Below are 14,745 nucleotides of genomic sequence, written 5' to 3'. Positions count from 1 at the left end.
CTAAACTGGACCGGTGAACCAACCACTGATCCGTGCAGACACAGCCGCAGACACCGCCCAGCAGGCTGACCTGTGGAAGCCGGTACTGCTCCGTGCCCTGGCCGCGCTGGTTTTCGGTGCGCTGACCGTTTTCTGGCCGTCACCCTCGGTCCAGGTCATGGGCTGGGCGGGCGGGCTGTACCTGCTGGCCACCGGCCTGCTGATGCTCTGGGGGATCCCGAAGACGGGCTACACGCGGGACCGGATGCCCGGCAAGGTCCTCTCCGCCGCAGGGGCTGCCCTGACCGGGGCGGGCGCTGCATTGGTACTGCTGCACGGAGACAGGGTCTTCGGCGTGGTCGCGGCCCTGGGGCTCGGCGTGGCCGGAGCTGTCGAGCTCTATTGCGGTATCCGCTACCGCACGCGGCACGTGCTCGCCCGCGACTGGATCGCCTCCGGCATCATCGGTCTCGGCACTGCATCGGCTCTCCCCTTCTTCATCAGCCTGGGCGCCCACGCCCTGCTGGGTGTCGCCGGTGGCGGTGCCATCATCTCGGGCGTGTTGTGGGTCCTGTCCGGACTGACTCTGAGGCACGATGCCCGAGGCGCCTCCCCGAAGCCGTAAACTAGAAGCAGTCCGTTCTACCCGGCGTAGAAATTATGCCGGGCGGGGACACTCAATACATTCGAAACCAGCAGGCCGATCCGGCGTGGCTGTAGGAGGAAATATCGTGGCAGACCAGCAACCAGGCAAACCGCGCAAGCTGCGGACCTCGGTGAAGGGGCCGCTGATGTTTTCCGCGTTCTGGGCCGTCCTCGCCTTCGTGTCGGTGTTGATTTTTGCGTCCGGCGGAAGCGCCAAGTCCCCGCGGTTCGATCTTGCCTTCACCGGCGCGGGCATCGCTTTCATTGTCACGTTGGTGATAGCGGCCATGCTGTCCATGAGCTACAAGGAAAACGCCGAACACCTGGGCAAGGGCTCCGGCGTCAACCTCAGCTCGGCCAAGAAGCCTTCGCACGGGTTCGGCGGCAACAGTCAGGGACAGGCGGGCACCTCTTCGGAAACGCCCGACGCCGATGGGCCGGGTACCAGCCGCTCCTAGCCTCCCAAAACTCCCGCCGCCACACTTAACCCGCCGCGGTGCGGCCCGCTGTCGCCTGCCTTGACCGGTAGGCCGCAACGTGGGCCCGATTGGCGCAGTTCCCCGTGTCGCAGTACCTCTTGGACCGATTGCGACTCAGGTCCAGCACTACGGCATCGCAGTCGTCTGCCGCACAGACCAGCAGGCGGTCCATCTCCTTGCTGCGGATGACGTCCACCAGCGCCATGGCGGCCTCCGTCCCCATCCTGTCGGCCAAGGGGGCCTCTCCGGTAGTTGCGTGCAGATGCCAGTCCCAGCCGTCGTGCTTGATCAGCTGGGGCAGCGCGTTGGCCTCGCGCAGCATCCGGTTGACGCCAGCCACCGCCGTGTCCTCGTCCGCAGTCCACAGCGCAGTCAGCCGACCGCGCAGCTCATGTACGCTCGCCACTTCCGCGCCATTGCGGGTGCGGGAGCCGCTGAACCGCTCCGCGTCAAGGAAGTGGTCAAGGTCGGCCACCGTGGCCAAGGATTCGCGTCCGTTCGCCGCCGTGTTGATCAGGTTGACCACCGTGCGCAGGGCAACTTCGGTGTCAGGGGCAAAGACCATCTTGACTCCTTACTGAATCCGGGCGTAATGTCAGGACCATAACCCCACTTTACTCCTGACAGGAGGCGCCGGTGTCTGCCGCCCTCAACCCCGCAACTGCACGTGGATTTCTTGGCTCCGGCCTCGGGATCGCGTTGTTTTCCTCGGCCGTCTTCGGATTGTCCGGCTCATTTGCCAAAGCCCTGCTGGAGTCCGGCTGGTCACCCGGGGCAGCCGTAACCGCCCGCCTGACGGGCGCCGCGGTGATCCTGGCCATTCCGGCGGTCCTTGCCTTGCGGGGACGGTGGCACCAGCTCAGGAACAACTGGGTCACCATCGCCCTTTTCGGCCTGATCGGAGTGGCCGCCTGCCAACTCTTCTACTTCAACGCCGTGGCACGCCTCTCTGTGGGGGTGGCGCTGCTGCTTGAGTACCTCGCCCCGGTCCTCATTGTGCTGTGGCTCTGGGCAGCCAGCCGCAAGCGGCCGCGGGCCTCCACTATCGGCGGAACCGTGCTGTCCCTCGCAGGCCTGGTGCTGGTGCTTGACCTCACCGGTGCAGTCAAGATCGACGTCGTTGGGGTCCTTTGGGGGCTGGCCGCAGCGGTGTGCCTGGCCATCTACTTCTTCATCACGGCGAAGGAGAACGATTCGCTGCCGCCCATCGTCTTGGCATCCGCCGGACTGTTGGTGGGTGCGGCCGTGATGTGGCTGGCCGCGGCCACGGGTCTGCTTCCCATGGCGTTCAGTACTGCGGATACCAGGCTCGGCCCCTGGATTGCGCCATGGTGGGCTGCCTTGGCCGGGCTGGTCATATTGGCGACTGTTCTTGCCTACGTTTCCGGCATCATGGCTGCCCGCGCGCTGGGCTCCAAGGTGGCGTCCTTCGTCTCGCTGACCGAGGTGCTGTTCGCCGTGGTCTGGGCCTGGCTGCTTCTGGGTGAGCTGCCCGGCACCATTCAGCTTCTGGGCGGCGTGTTTATTGTTGCCGGCGTAGTCCTGGTGCGGCTGGATGAGCTTCGCTCCGGTGCTTCGGTTCCCGTCGGCGTGGCCGCGCCGCTGGAGCACGCTAACGACGTCGAGCCGGTTCCCTGAGTGCCGCGGTATTGACGGAGTGCCTCTTCGTCAACTGTGGTGCGGTGCCGCTAGCGGCCACGCCATTAACGCCCGAGGGCCCGGACAATATGTCCGGGCCCTCGGTCAATCAAGGCTGGCCTAGCGTGAAGCCTGGTCCTGCTCGCTGGCGTTCCGCGTAGCCTTCTGACCGGCATCCTTCAGCGCCTGAATGACCTGGTTCAGGGCACTGGTGTGGGTGCCGGACCATTCGCTGCGGAAGTGCTTCGCGTCCGGGCCCTCCCAGACTGTGCTGTCCAGCAGGCGGGTGAGGTTGCTCCGCTGCTGCTCGATCTCCGAAGCACCGGCCTGCAGCTTCGTGCCAAGAGTCCTGAGCTGCTCTACATCTGCGCCCCAAATAGCCATCAGTTTCTCCTCATAAGTAGTTGGATCCGATCCAGATCGGCATCCCCAGCGGCCCCCGGCTCATCCGGAAGATCCATTGCCCCAAACCTATCCCGGCCCCGGGAACCCGTCGATGGGCACCGCTGCCCATGCACCACTGCCCCTGAGCGTGGACCTTCGGACAATACGGGACAAGGGGTCGATTCCAGGCGCTCCAGAGCCTAGCATGGCCGTATGTGCCGGAACATCCGAACCCTCCACAACTACGAACCGCACGCCACCTCCGAGGAAGTGCACGCCGCCGCCCTGCAGTACGTACGCAAGATCAGCGGGAGCACCAAGCCATCCAAATCCAATGAGGATGCCTTCGAAGCCGCAGTGCACGAGATCGCGCACATCACGCAGCACCTGCTCGATTCGCTGGTGACGCATGCGCCCGCCAAGGACCGCGACGAGGAGGCGGCCAAGGCCCGGGCCCGGGCCGCCGTCCGCTTCGGCACGGCCTAAGCGGACCTTGTTCCGCACGGCCTGAGCGGACCTTGTTCGGCCCGGCGCAGCCTATTTGCCGAAGCTGCGCAACCGGAGCGAGTTGGTCACCACCAGGACCGAACTCGCGGCCATCGCAGCACCCGCTAACATCGGGTTCAGGAGACCCAGGGCTGCCACCGGAATGCCGATGGCGTTGTAGAAGAACGCCCAGAACAGGTTGGTTTTGATGGTGGCCAGAGTCCGCCGGGAGAGTTCGATCGCCTGGGCCACCTGGCCAAGGTCATCGCCCATAACGGTGAGATCCGCTGCTTCAATGGCCACGTCCGTGCCTGAGCCCATGGCGATGCCGAGATCGGCCTGTGCCAGCGCGGCGGCGTCGTTCACACCGTCGCCGGCCATGGCCACGGTGGCACCGCCAGCCTGCAGCTTCTTTACCGCCTCGACTTTTCCGGCCGGCAGCACGCCGGCGTAAACATCTTTGGCGGGAATCCCGACGGCGGCGGCCACCTGTGCGGCCACTGCAGCGTTGTCCCCGGTCAGCAGGATTGGCCGCAGTCCCAGCTTCTTCAGCCGTTCGATGGCTGCCGCCGACCCCGGCTTAATGGTGTCCCGCAGGCTGATGATGCCGGCGGGTATGCTGTCCACCGCAACCCAGATGGCCGTGGCACCGCCCGCTTCCGCGGCGGCCAGCGTTTCCTTCTGAAGTTGGGAGATCGTGACGTTATTCTCCACCAGCCAGCCGGTGCGGCCGGCAAGGATGGCGCGCCCTTCCACGGTTCCGGAGACTCCGCCACCCGGTGCGGAACGGAAGTGTTCGACGGCGGGAAGCCTCCCGCCGTCGTGCTTGGCTTGCTCCTGTTGGGCGGCAGCAGCGATGGCGTTGGCGATGGGGTGTTCCGAGGCGGCCTCGACTGCACCGGCGAGCCGCAGCACGTCACTGCGTTGGTGGCCGTCGAATGCCAGGGCGTGGTCCACGGCGAGTTTTCCGCTGGTGACAGTGCCGGTTTTGTCGAGCAGGATGGTGTCCACTGTTCGCGTGTCCTCGAGGACCTGCGGGCCCTTGATCAGGATGCCCAGCTGGGCTCCGCGTCCGGTTCCGGTAAGCAGGCCCACCGGCGTGGCGAGCCCGAGTGCGCAGGGGCAGGCAATCACCAGGACCGTGACGGCGGCGGTGAACGCGGCCCGAAGCTCGCCAGGTTCAATCGCCGGGCCGCTGAAGAGGAGCCACAGCCCGAAGGTGAGCACTGCGATGACCAGCACCACAGGAACAAAAACGCCGCTGATCCGGTCAGCCAGCCGCGCAATGGGGGCCTTGCCGGTCTGCGCCAGGGACACCAGCCGCGCCATCTGGGCAAGCGTGGTTTCCGAACCCACCCTGCTAGCCCGGACCAGCAGGCGGCCAGAGGTGTTGATGGTGGCGCCGGTGACTCTGCTTTCCGGCCCCACCTCCACGGGGACGGACTCGCCGGTCAGCAGGGAAGCGTCGACGGCGGAGCTTCCTTCGATCACCACACCGTCGGTGGCGATTTTATCGCCGGGACGGACAACCACGATGTCTCCCACGCGGAGCTGATCAGCGGGGAGCTTATGCTCGGAGCCGTTGCGCAGGACGGTGGCGTCCTTGGCGCCGAGGTTCAGCAGTGCCTTGAGCGCGTCGCCTGCCTTCTGTTTGGCGTTGGCTTCGAGGAACCGGCCCAGGAGCAGGAAGGCAGTCACCACCGCGGCGACTTCGAAGTACAGGCCACCGGGCTCCATTCCCTCCATGCCCGGATGTTCGGTCATGCGAGGGTTCAGCGCCAGCTGCCAGACGCTGAAGAGGTACGCGGCTGCAACGCCGATGGAGACGAGGGTGTCCATGGTCGATGCAAGGTGGCGGGCATTGACGGCGGCGGCGCGGTGGAAGGGCCAGGCCGCCCAGCTGACCACCGGCAGGGCAAGCAGGCCGGCCACCCAGCCCCAGTTCGGGAACTGCAGGGCCGGGACCATCGAGATCAGGAACACCGGAACCGTCAGGACAGCAGCGAGGATCAGCCGCGCTCTCAGCTCGTCGGCCGTCCCGCCGTGGGCCAGGTGATTTTCATGGTCGTGCAGGTCTTGAGTGCGGGCGGGAGGTGTGCGGAGGGTGGCCTTGTAGCCTGTGGCGTTTACTGTGTCCACAATTTGCTGGTCCGTGATGCCGGCCGGAACGGTGACGTGGGCGGACTCCAGGGGGAGATTCACGGAGGCTTCCACGCCGTCGAGCTTGCCGAGCTTCCGTTCCACGCGGTTCACGCACGACGCACACGTCATGCCCTCGATGTCCAGTTCAACAACGCGGCTGCCCGCCTGGTTCAGTAAGTGCTCAGTGCTCACGGTTTGGTCCGCCGATCCGGGTGGTTACGCGTCGTTTGCGACAACCAGGTAGCCGGCCTCGGCCACGGCTTCGCCGATCTCGGCCGGTGACAGCTCCTGGCTGGAGGTGATGGTGACGGTGGAGATGCCCCCGGCGTTGAGGTCGACGTCGACCCCTTCAACTCCGGCGAGGGACTCAATTTCTTCACTGACGGAGGAAATGCAGTGACCGCAGGTCATGCCGGACACGCTGACGGTGGTGGAGACGGTGCTCATGGTTGCTCCTTTATAGGGTGGGCGGGTTGGCTATAGGGTCGGCGCGCTGTCCGGGCCCTGGTTGGTTGGCTGGTTAGGGGCGGTGGTGTCAGCGCAGAAGGCGGCCAATGGCTTCCGCCGCTTCTTTGACCTTGACGTCAATCGCTTCCGCCCGCAGGTCAGGGTCTGGCTCGGCGGCAGCTCCCACCACGCAGTGCCCGATGTGTTCTTCCACGAGCCCGAGACTCACGGCGTGGAGCGCCTTGGTGACGGCGGAAACCTGGGTGAGGATGTCGATGCAGTATTTGTCCTCGTCCACCATCCGGGCGATGCCGCGGACCTGGCCCTCTATGCGTTTGAGCCTTCGCAGATACGCGTCTTTGTTGGCGGTGTAGCCATGCAGCGGCGCGGGCTCGGGGTCCGCATGCCCTTGGTCGGGCGCCTGTGGTGATTCCATAAACACAACCTATACCCCAAGGGGGTATCTGCACAAGTACCCCCTGGGGGTATGCGGACACACGCTTTGGACCACAAAAAAGCTCCGGAGTGCGTTATTGGGGGATACGCACTCCGGAGCAGTCTTTTGGGCAGATCTGCCCGGCCCCATGGCCGGATCTCTCTGCTTGTATCAGCTTACTAGCCGGTAGGGCTATCCGCCACCACCTCGAATAACTACTTTCGCTTTATTATTTCGGGCGCCGCAACGGGCACCTTCGGGCGCGTCCAAGGAGCTATTCACGGTCCTCGTGAGCCGGCCTCCGGTAGGGAACCACCAGCACGGGCCTGCTCTGGTGATGGGTCAGCCAGAGGCCCACCGAACCGTTGAGCATCTCGGAGATCCGGTGGGACAGGCCGCGTTCGGATGTGCCTACGATGATCATGGGGACGTTGCTTTCCGCAGCGAGTCGGGCGAGGGCGCGGGCCGGGTCGCCCGCAAGGGTGCGCAAGGTCCAGTCCACGCGGACACCGTTTGTGCCGGCATTGGCCACCGTTCGTTCAATGGCGGCTTTGATGCCTGTGGTCACAGCCTGGATGTCCTCGTCGTCCTGTCCGGGGTGGAGCGACAGACGGTGCGCCGAACGGCCGGGATCCCATTCCACCAAGTAGCTGGCTTCGTCCACGTACGCGCACAGCAAAGGTGCCGACAGCCTTGCCGCAAGCTTTGCTGCCGTTGTCAGCACTTCCGGATGCTGATTTGGCATGACCCCCACCAGGAGCGGGGGCGGGCCACTGAACCGTTCAGGAGTCATACCCCATTTTGGGCCCGGCGGCGGTCCTTGAACAGGCCCCGCCTTGCCTTGCAGGACTGCTCGGCGGGCGCATCAGCATTGCGGCAGCAACGGCTGGATGCCGCCCAGCTTCCGGTACTTTGCCAGCCGTTGCGGCAGCAGCCTGTTGATCCCGGCGTTGGCGAGGGTGGCGAGCTCGTATTCGATGGCCTGTCCCATTCGCGTGCAGAAGGCTTTCGGCTCGAGGGACGCGTCGGGGCGTTCGTCCACGATGTGTTCGACGAGCCCGTGGGCGTGGAGGGAGGCGACGTTGACGCCCTGGGCTTCGGACATGGACGGTGCGTAGTCCGTGTTCCGGTGAACGATGGCGCTGGCGCCCTCGGGGGGCAGCGGTGAAAGCCAGGCATGCTGGGCGGCGATGGTGCGGTCTGCGGGCAGGAGCGCCAATGCCCCTCCGCCGGCCCCCTGGCCCATCAGTACTGACAGGGTTGGCGAGTTCAGCCCGATGAGGTCATGCAGGGAGCGGGCGATTTCGCCCGCGAGCCCTCCTTCCTCGGCCTCCTTGGAGAGGGCCGCGCCGCTGGTGTCGATGACCGTGAGTAGCGGCAGCCCGAGTTCCTCGGCCAGCCTCATGCCACGGCGGGCCTCGCGAAGGGAGGCCGGCCCCATCGCAGTTTGCTGTGATGGCCGGGGCCGGGTGTGGCCGATGACCACGCAGGATTCCTGGCCGAAGCGGGCCAGGGCCAGCTGAAGGCCGGGGTCTTTCTCGCCCTGCCCGGTGCCGTTGAGGGGCAGCACATCCCTGGCGCCGTAGGCGAGCAACTGGCGCAGGTCCGGCCGTTTCGGGTTCCGCGAAAGCCCGATGGATTCCCAGGCGCCGGCGTCGGATGGTTTGACCGAAAGAGTCCTCGGTGGTTCGGGTCGCGGGTGCGGGCCGGTGACCAGGATGCTGAGTGCGCGGTCAACGACGTCGGACAGTTGCGACGGCGGGACCACGGCGTCAATGAGGCCTTTGTCGAAGAGGTTTTCGGCGATCTGGACGTTCCCGGGGAAGGGTGTGCCGTTGATTGCCTCGTAGACGCGGGGGCCGAGAAAACCCAGCAGCGCGCCGGGTTCGGCCACGGTGATGTGGCCGAGGGACCCCCAGGACGCCATGACGCCGCCGGTGGTGGGGTGCCGGAGGTAGACAAGATAGGGCAGCCCGGCCTGTCGGTGGGCGCGGACGGCGGCGCTGATTTTCACCATGGACAGGAAGGCGATGGTTCCTTCCTGCATGCGGGTGCCGCCCGACGCCGGGCCTGCCAATAGCGGCAGACCTTCAGCCGTGGCGCGTTCAACGGCGGTAACGATCCGTTCGGCCGCGGCGAGGCCAATGGACCCGGCGAGGAACCGGAACTCGCTGACGATGACAGCCACCCGGCGGCCGCGGATGTGGCCTTCGCCGGTGAGGACGGATTCGTCCACACCTGTTTTCGCCCGCGCGGCCGCCAACTCCTCCCGGTACTCAGGACCGGGGTCAGGGTCCACAACGGGGGCATCCCAGCTCCGGTACGTGCCCGGATCGATCACTGCGGTGATGAGTTCGCTGGCGTCCAAATGCTTGGCTTTCTGCTCTGTCAGCATGTTCAGCTCCTCCCCTGTCCCGTTCCGGCGGCGACGGTGCCCGCCGCTGGTCCCGGTGCGCCCGCCGGCACGAGCCCGAGCCACTGCCGGATCTGTTCCCCGTCCTGGTTCAGCAGCGGCGGTGCGGTGTGGGTTGTCAGCGTGGTTTCCGCGGTGTCGGCAGCGCTGAAGAACCTCAGCGGCGGGCCGGGCAGGCTCACGGTGCCGAGGATCTTATGGTCAACGTCGATCACGAGCCCCTGTGAGTGGACCTGGTCCCAGGCGTAGACCTCATCCAGGGTGCGGACCTTGCCGGCGGGGATGCCGGCGTCGTTGAGCTTGGCGAGCAGCGGCTCGGCCGCGAACCCGGCGAAGGCCTGCTCCACGACTTCGATGACTTTGGCGCGGTTGCGGACCCGGTCCGCGTTTGTGGCGAATCCCGGCTGTCCGGCGTCGATTCCGAACGTGGACGCGAACGAGCGCCAGAGCTTCTCGCTCCCCACGCTGATCTGCACCTGGCCCTCCCGGCAGCGGAAGAGGCCGTAGGGGGCGATGGAGGGGTGGTGGTTGCCCTGCGCCTGGGGGGTCTCGCCGGCCACCGTTGTCCTGGTCCCCTGGAAGGCATGCACTCCAATGAGCGCCGCGAGCAGTGACGTGCGGACGATTTGTCCCTGCCCGGTGCGTTCGCGCTGCAGCAATGCGGCGAGAGTGCCGAACGCCCCGTACATCCCGGACAGCAGATCGGCGATGGGGACCCCCACCCGCTGGGGGTCGTCCGGTCCGGACCCCGTCAGGGACATTAGTCCGGCTTCACCCTGGAGGATCTGGTCGTAGCCGCTGCGGCTGGATTCCGGGCCGTCGTGCCCGAAGCCGGTGATGGACAGGATGACCAGCGCCGGGTTGAGCGCATGCATTTCCGCCGTGGAGAAGCCGAGCCGGTCCAGGACGCCGGGACGGAAGTTTTCGATGACGACGTCGGCGCGTTCCAGCAGTTCGCGCAGGACTGTCCGGCCGTCGTCGTCCTTCAGGTCCAAGGCGATGGATTCCTTGTTGCGGTTGCAGGACAGGAAGTATGTTGCCTGCGGATCGTCTTCGGGACCGACAAACGGCGGACCCCAGCCCCGGGTATCGTCCCCGGTGCCGGGATTCTCGACCTTAATGACCCGGGCGCCCAGATCGGCCAGCATCATGCCGGCGTGCGGACCGGCGAGAGCCCGGCTCAGGTCAACCACGAGGTACCCCGACAGCGGGCCGTCGGTCTGGGTAGTCGGTTCGGTGCTCATAGCTGTAGTCCTCTGTTAGCGGTGTGGGCCGGGCTGAAGGTGACGGGCTACATCCAGCCCGGAACCACCATGACCAGCCAGGCGATCGCGGGTCCTACGGCGACGACGATGCCGCTGTAGGCCAGGATCTGTTTGTAGAACTTGTCCTTGTCCACGTCCTCGGGCGCGTTGGCGAGTACCAGGGCGCCGTTGGTGGAGAACGGGGACACGTCCACGATCGTGGAGGCGACGGCAAGGGCGGCGATAACTCCGACGGCCCCGATCTCTCCACTGGCCAGGAACGGCACGGCCAGCGGAATGAGGGCGGCCAGGATGGCGGTGGAGGAAGCGAACGCGGAAACCACGGCGCCGATGTAGCAGATCAACAGGGCGGCCAGAAGCGGCATGCCCAGCTGGGTCACGCCTGCCGACACGAACTTGATGGTGCCCGCCTCCTCCAGCACGCCCACGAAGGTGAGCATGCCGCAGATGAGCAGGACGGTGGACCAGCTGATCTTGTTCACGGCGCCCTTTTGGGCTGCGGGGGAGACGAGGGCCAGGACGATGGCGATGGTGATGGAGACGAAGCCAACGTCCACCTTGAAGCCCAGCGAGATGACGGCAAGGGCTATCAGGCCGAGGATGGTGATCAGCTGAGGGATGGACGCGCGGGCGCCGTTGTCAGAAACCCCTGTCCCGGCCGCTGCAGGTGTGCTGCTGCCCGAGGTGCCCTTGGAGGAGACACCAGCGGAGGAGATATCGGAGCCGGAGCCCTGCAAGGTGACCCCTGCGGCGCGGGCGCCAACGCTGACCGCCATGCGTGATTCAGCGACCTGTTCCGCCACCCGGCCTGCTTTGGTGGAGCGGAACCTGTTGCTGCCCAGGACCAGGGACAGGACCACTGCGATGGCGAGGTTGAAGAAGAAGCTGGCCAGGAAGATTGCCATGGGGCTGGCTTCCAGATCAGTTTTGGCAATGATGCCGTTGACCGTTACGCCGTAGACCGCGATGGGTGAAAAGCCGCCGGCCTGCGCTCCGTGGATGACCATCATGCCCATCATGAGCGGATTGATTTTGTGTTTGGCCGCAAAGCTCAGGGCGATGGGGGCGATAATCGCGACGGCGGCGGGAGACAGTGCCCCGACTGCGGTGATGACTGCGGTGATGGCGAACATGACCCAGGGGATGAGCGCCACCTTGTTGCCGACGAGCCGGACAGCGCCCCGCACCAGGAGGTCAATGGTGCCGTTGTTCTGCGCGATGGCGAAGAGGTAGGTAACGCCGACGATGGTCAGGAACAGGCCGCCGGGAAAGTTGGCGAGGATGTCGTTGGTGGACATGCCGAGCACCACCGACCCCAGCAGGAACGCACCCACAAAGGCCAGGGCGCCCATATTCAGCGGCAGCACCGTGGCCAGCAGGAACATCGCCGCCAGGATGATGATGGAAAGGACGGGAGCGGACATCTTTGTGCCTCCGGATCGGAATGGATGTGAAGTGGCTCACTGGCCTAGCCTCCTAGACACTGGGTGTCTTTGTCAATAGTCCCTCCGGTAGTCTGGGTAGGTAAACCCGAAAGGACGCCCATGGCAAAGCAAGCAGCGACGCAACAGATTTCCCGTGTCTCGCGGCCCCGGCTCTATGAGCAGCTCGTGGAGCAGCTCCTGGAATACATCGAGGCTGCCCAGCTTGCACCCGGGGACACATTGCCTGCCGAGCGTGAACTCGCCGAGCGTTTAGGCGTCTCGCGTGCGACGCTCGCCCAGGCTCTGGTGGCGCTGGAAGTACTCGGCGTGATTGACGTCCAGCACGGGACCGGTGCGGTGCTCGTTTACCGTCCAAATGTTCCGTCTGTCATCAGGGGGCTGCGTGAGCACAGCAGCCGCCTTCCCGAGATCGTGGAGGCCCGGAGCACACTTGAGGTGAAGCTGGCCGAGTTGGCCGCGCTCAGGCGCAGCGCCGAGGACATGAAAGCCATCGACAAAGCGCTGGAGACAATGGCTGAAGAGGTTGCCTCGGGGGCACGCGGCGCGCACGGCGACGAGCTGTTTCATCAGGCCGTGACTGCAGCCGCGCACTCCGCCGTCCTGGCGCAGCTGATGTCATTCATCGCCGGAATGGTCCTGGAAACCCGCCTCGAGTCCCTTGGGCAGCCGGGCCGTCCTGAGCAGTCCCTGGCATCCCACCGCAAGATTGCCGATGCCATCAGGGTCCAGGATTCCGCTGCTGCGGCTGCGGCAATGCTGGAGCACATCGACTTGGTCTCCGACGTGGCCCTGCTGAAGAACGGCTGAGTGTTCGCCCGTCAATGAGTGGCTATGCGACTGCGGGTGACGCCGAGACCACCACGTTCTTTCCCCAGGGGTCTTCGGTGTAACAGCTGATGAGCACAACACGGTTGGGCACCATTTCCCAGATGGGGCTGTCTTTGAGGGCGGCCTTGAGATAGGTGGTGACAGTGTCCACGCGGTAGCGGATGGTGCCGGTTGCCGTGACGACGCTGAACTCGTCGCCTTCCTTCGCGCGTGAGCTGAGGTGGTTGAACGGGGCGTCCCGGTCTTCCCAACTGTGCCCGATGATGTAGGTGGTGTTCCCCGAGCCATTGCCCGGAACTCCGAAGGGCGACAGCCAGTACCCGTCCATGGTGGACGGGGGCACCACTGTGCGGCTGGCCGCCGCCGCGGCATCAGGTTCGAGCGGGTGGACCGCGGTATCAATCGCCGCCGCCGGGTAGAGGATGCGAAGCGGCGCCGAGGCTTCCGGGAGGGCTGGTATGGGGGCGGCCGCAGCTGGCGTGGTACCGGAAGCGGGTGCCGCGGTGCCGGCTTGTTTCGTGGACGACGGCGGGGCAACCGATGGTGCCGCAATTTCGGCAGCGCGGACGCCTGCACCCCCGTGGTTGCCGGTGTCCAGATGGCTGAGTATGGGGCCGCCAAAGGTCAGGGACAGGAAACCCAGGACACCGCACAGGAGGATGGCCAGGTCCCCCCGGTTCAATCCGCGGACCCGGTTCCACTTGGAAGTGCGCAAAAGGCGTCCGCGGGCGTTGTGCCGGCCGGGCTGCTTCGGCATGATGGTCCTTCCGTGGAGGGTGGTCACGTGACGGTGGTTAGGCGCGCTTGGTGAGGTGCGCGTGCTCCGATGCAGTCGATTGGGAAAACGGCGAGGGCGTCCCGCCGGGTCTGGCGGGACGCCCTCTGTGCAGTCCTCGGACGCTCGGGCCGCGTCAGCCCGCCGTCGGCGATTCTGTCCGGGACTTTCGCCGGACCGAAACCACGGCGCCCGCACCAAGCAGTACGCCCAGTCCGGCCAGCCACGTGGTGCTGCCCTCAGTTCCACCTACGGCCGTCTGCGCGTTGAAGCCCTGATTGGTGCCGCGGCTGACAGCCGCCGCCGGTACCTCGGCTGCTGTTGCGCTCAGAGGCGCTGCCGCCTGGCCGGCAGGTGCCTGCACAACCGGTGTCTGCGCCGCCGGCGTCTGTACCGCCGGCGTCTCTCCTGAGGGAGTCTGCGTTACCGGCTGTTCCACAGTGGCGGGTGGGTCCGCAGGGGGATTGGCAGGGGGATCGACGGGAGGATCAGCGGGCGGGTCCACGGGCGGATCAACCGGCGGGTCCACAGGTGGATCGACGGGCGGATCAACCGGCGGTATGACCGTTCCGCCGCATTGCGTGTAACCCACGGCAACATCCCAGTGCAGTCCGCCGGGAACTAACTCGCTGGGTTCGATGATGTCGTGGCTGTGACCGAGGTGTCCATTCAGCGCCGCCGCGTTGTAGTTGACGTTGATCATCTTTCCGTCATGACAAATGTCGACTTTGTCGGCAGCGGCTTGGGCCGGAGCCGTAACGCTGAGCAATGCCAGCCCTGCGACCCCCAAAATCGGTAAGGCTCGTCGTTTCATGGTGTTTCTCCCAGGTTGTGTGAAACGGACCATGGCGAGGGGAGTAGCAGACGCTCTGTGCCCCAGCACGGTCAGCTTTGCTTGAGACTTCAGGCTACGGTCGCGGGCGGGTGCGGGTCCTGAGTAGCGGGTACTCGACTTTGTACCCGGTTGACCTGCGGCGATACCTGTTCCTACGCGGAAGTGATAGGGCCCTGCCGGAACGGAGCACTCGTGACGCCCACACCCAGGGCACCCTTGAACGGCGACTTGCCCGCGTCTAACGTTGAGTCATACGAAAGGTGCGTGACGGGGCATGGAAATTTACATGTGGTGGCTGGACGTAGACCTGGACACCAAGGAGTGGCTGCGGGAGAACCTCCGCGCGGAGGAGCTCCCACTGCAGGTAGTGCAGGGCATCGCCGAAGCGGGCGGGCCGCATCCGGAGACTCCACTTGCGGTCCTGGCAGAGGCGGACTGGGATTTCATCGAGACGCAGTCGGAATTTGTCGACTGAGCCGTCGCCGCGGCAGTCCAGGTCACTCCACATAGCCGAAAAAACCGTTGCGGCCTCCCGGCCGGGGTGGTTG

General features: G+C 65.7%; 17 protein-coding genes. 6 read left to right on the top strand and 11 right to left on the bottom strand.

The window, feature by feature from the left end:
* Nucleotides 1-13 precede the first annotated feature (13 nt).
* Together AC1MCD_RS19795 and AC1MCD_RS19790 are read left to right on the top strand one after the other, a co-directional pair.
* The gene (locus tag AC1MCD_RS19795) at nt 14-604 is read left to right on the top strand and encodes a hypothetical protein (protein WP_498674547.1); all 591 of its coding nucleotides are present in this window, start codon (nt 14-16) and stop codon (nt 602-604) included.
* A gap of 106 nt (nt 605-710) precedes the next feature.
* Entirely contained in the window at nt 711-1,082 is a 372-nt protein-coding gene (locus AC1MCD_RS19790; protein ID WP_498674545.1) for a hypothetical protein, read from the top strand.
* 25 nt (nt 1,083-1,107) lie between these two features.
* Here the strand turns inward: AC1MCD_RS19790 and AC1MCD_RS19785 are convergent, their stop codons facing one another.
* Nucleotides 1,108-1,668: a CGNR zinc finger domain-containing protein gene (locus AC1MCD_RS19785; RefSeq protein ID WP_498674544.1), complete on the bottom strand. Its 561-nt coding sequence runs from the start codon at nt 1,666-1,668 to the stop codon at nt 1,108-1,110.
* Between the two features lie 71 nt (nt 1,669-1,739).
* Between AC1MCD_RS19785 and AC1MCD_RS19780 the strand changes: the two genes are divergently transcribed.
* Nucleotides 1,740-2,741, top strand: a complete 1,002-nt coding sequence (locus AC1MCD_RS19780) for an EamA family transporter (RefSeq protein WP_498674542.1) — start codon at nt 1,740-1,742, stop codon at nt 2,739-2,741.
* A gap of 120 nt (nt 2,742-2,861) precedes the next feature.
* Here the strand turns inward: AC1MCD_RS19780 and AC1MCD_RS19775 are convergent, their stop codons facing one another.
* Nucleotides 2,862-3,125, bottom strand: a complete 264-nt coding sequence (locus tag AC1MCD_RS19775) for a WXG100 family type VII secretion target (RefSeq protein WP_190991993.1) — start codon at nt 3,123-3,125, stop codon at nt 2,862-2,864.
* A gap of 213 nt (nt 3,126-3,338) precedes the next feature.
* Between AC1MCD_RS19775 and AC1MCD_RS19770 the strand changes: the two genes are divergently transcribed.
* The gene (locus AC1MCD_RS19770) at nt 3,339-3,611 is read left to right on the top strand and encodes a DUF2277 domain-containing protein (RefSeq protein WP_498674539.1); all 273 of its coding nucleotides are present in this window, start codon (nt 3,339-3,341) and stop codon (nt 3,609-3,611) included.
* A 51-nt stretch (nt 3,612-3,662) separates the two neighbouring features.
* Here AC1MCD_RS19770 and AC1MCD_RS19765 read toward each other — a convergent pair whose 3' ends face one another.
* The 7 genes from AC1MCD_RS19765 to AC1MCD_RS19735 all read right to left on the bottom strand — a co-directional run bounded on the left by AC1MCD_RS19765 (nt 3,663) and on the right by AC1MCD_RS19735 (nt 11,738).
* Nucleotides 3,663-5,945, bottom strand: coding sequence for a heavy metal translocating P-type ATPase (locus tag AC1MCD_RS19765; RefSeq protein WP_498674537.1), 2,283 nt, complete (start codon nt 5,943-5,945; stop codon nt 3,663-3,665).
* 24 nt (nt 5,946-5,969) lie between these two features.
* Nucleotides 5,970-6,200 (bottom strand): heavy-metal-associated domain-containing protein, encoded by a 231-nt coding sequence (locus tag AC1MCD_RS19760; protein ID WP_477711842.1) that lies wholly within the window; start codon nt 6,198-6,200, stop codon nt 5,970-5,972.
* 88 nt (nt 6,201-6,288) lie between these two features.
* The gene (locus AC1MCD_RS19755) at nt 6,289-6,636 is read right to left on the bottom strand and encodes a metal-sensitive transcriptional regulator (RefSeq protein WP_498674535.1); all 348 of its coding nucleotides are present in this window, start codon (nt 6,634-6,636) and stop codon (nt 6,289-6,291) included.
* Between the two features lie 274 nt (nt 6,637-6,910).
* Nucleotides 6,911-7,429 (bottom strand): universal stress protein, encoded by a 519-nt coding sequence (locus tag AC1MCD_RS19750; protein ID WP_498674533.1) that lies wholly within the window; start codon nt 7,427-7,429, stop codon nt 6,911-6,913.
* Nucleotides 7,430-7,501: 72 nt separating this feature from the next.
* Nucleotides 7,502-9,031 carry a carboxyl transferase domain-containing protein gene (locus tag AC1MCD_RS19745; RefSeq protein WP_498674531.1) on the bottom strand — a complete coding sequence of 510 codons (1,530 nt, stop codon included), beginning with the start codon at nt 9,029-9,031 and terminating at the stop codon, nt 7,502-7,504.
* Between the two features lie 2 nt (nt 9,032-9,033).
* Complete coding sequence (locus AC1MCD_RS19740; protein ID WP_498674529.1) at nt 9,034-10,293, bottom strand: CaiB/BaiF CoA transferase family protein; 1,260 nt, start codon at nt 10,291-10,293, stop codon at nt 9,034-9,036.
* Nucleotides 10,294-10,340: 47 nt separating this feature from the next.
* Nucleotides 10,341-11,738, bottom strand: coding sequence for an SLC13 family permease (locus tag AC1MCD_RS19735; RefSeq protein ID WP_498674528.1), 1,398 nt, complete (start codon nt 11,736-11,738; stop codon nt 10,341-10,343).
* A gap of 120 nt (nt 11,739-11,858) precedes the next feature.
* Between AC1MCD_RS19735 and AC1MCD_RS19730 the strand changes: the two genes are divergently transcribed.
* Nucleotides 11,859-12,566, top strand: a complete 708-nt coding sequence (locus tag AC1MCD_RS19730) for a FadR/GntR family transcriptional regulator (RefSeq protein ID WP_498674526.1) — start codon at nt 11,859-11,861, stop codon at nt 12,564-12,566.
* A 22-nt stretch (nt 12,567-12,588) separates the two neighbouring features.
* On the opposite strand, the gene AC1MCD_RS19725 is transcribed toward AC1MCD_RS19730, so the two are convergent.
* Both AC1MCD_RS19725 and AC1MCD_RS19720 read right to left on the bottom strand, forming a co-directional pair.
* Complete coding sequence (locus tag AC1MCD_RS19725) at nt 12,589-13,344, bottom strand: class F sortase (protein WP_498674524.1); 756 nt, start codon at nt 13,342-13,344, stop codon at nt 12,589-12,591.
* Nucleotides 13,345-13,498: 154 nt separating this feature from the next.
* The gene (locus AC1MCD_RS19720) at nt 13,499-14,176 is read right to left on the bottom strand and encodes a hypothetical protein (protein WP_498674522.1); all 678 of its coding nucleotides are present in this window, start codon (nt 14,174-14,176) and stop codon (nt 13,499-13,501) included.
* Between the two features lie 295 nt (nt 14,177-14,471).
* Between AC1MCD_RS19720 and AC1MCD_RS19715 the strand changes: the two genes are divergently transcribed.
* A complete protein-coding gene (locus tag AC1MCD_RS19715; protein ID WP_498674520.1) occupies nt 14,472-14,672 on the top strand; it encodes a hypothetical protein in 201 nt (66 codons plus the stop codon).
* Nucleotides 14,673-14,745: the final 73 nt, after the last annotated feature.

The organism is Arthrobacter sp. BF1 (genome assembly GCF_056680215.1).
Note: the sequence above shows the minus strand (reverse complement) of the source record. Positions and strands in the feature narration are given on the sequence as shown.

Coding starts and splice junctions, on each gene's coding strand:
- AC1MCD_RS19740 (WP_498674529.1), bottom strand. CDS start 10,293: ATGAGCACCGAACCGACTACCCAGACCGACGGCCCGCTGTCGGGGTAC.
- AC1MCD_RS19760 (WP_477711842.1), bottom strand. CDS start 6,200: ATGAGCACCGTCTCCACCACCGTCAGCGTGTCCGGCATGACCTGCGGT.
- AC1MCD_RS19775 (WP_190991993.1), bottom strand. CDS start 3,125: ATGGCTATTTGGGGCGCAGATGTAGAGCAGCTCAGGACTCTTGGCACG.
- AC1MCD_RS19730 (WP_498674526.1), top strand. CDS start 11,859: ATGGCAAAGCAAGCAGCGACGCAACAGATTTCCCGTGTCTCGCGGCCC.
- AC1MCD_RS19750 (WP_498674533.1), bottom strand. CDS start 7,429: ATGACTCCTGAACGGTTCAGTGGCCCGCCCCCGCTCCTGGTGGGGGTC.
- AC1MCD_RS19755 (WP_498674535.1), bottom strand. CDS start 6,636: ATGGAATCACCACAGGCGCCCGACCAAGGGCATGCGGACCCCGAGCCC.
- AC1MCD_RS19745 (WP_498674531.1), bottom strand. CDS start 9,031: ATGCTGACAGAGCAGAAAGCCAAGCATTTGGACGCCAGCGAACTCATC.
- AC1MCD_RS19725 (WP_498674524.1), bottom strand. CDS start 13,344: ATGCCGAAGCAGCCCGGCCGGCACAACGCCCGCGGACGCCTTTTGCGC.
- AC1MCD_RS19715 (WP_498674520.1), top strand. CDS start 14,472: ATGGAAATTTACATGTGGTGGCTGGACGTAGACCTGGACACCAAGGAG.
- AC1MCD_RS19770 (WP_498674539.1), top strand. CDS start 3,339: ATGTGCCGGAACATCCGAACCCTCCACAACTACGAACCGCACGCCACC.
- AC1MCD_RS19720 (WP_498674522.1), bottom strand. CDS start 14,176: ATGAAACGACGAGCCTTACCGATTTTGGGGGTCGCAGGGCTGGCATTG.
- AC1MCD_RS19735 (WP_498674528.1), bottom strand. CDS start 11,738: ATGTCCGCTCCCGTCCTTTCCATCATCATCCTGGCGGCGATGTTCCTG.
- AC1MCD_RS19785 (WP_498674544.1), bottom strand. CDS start 1,668: ATGGTCTTTGCCCCTGACACCGAAGTTGCCCTGCGCACGGTGGTCAAC.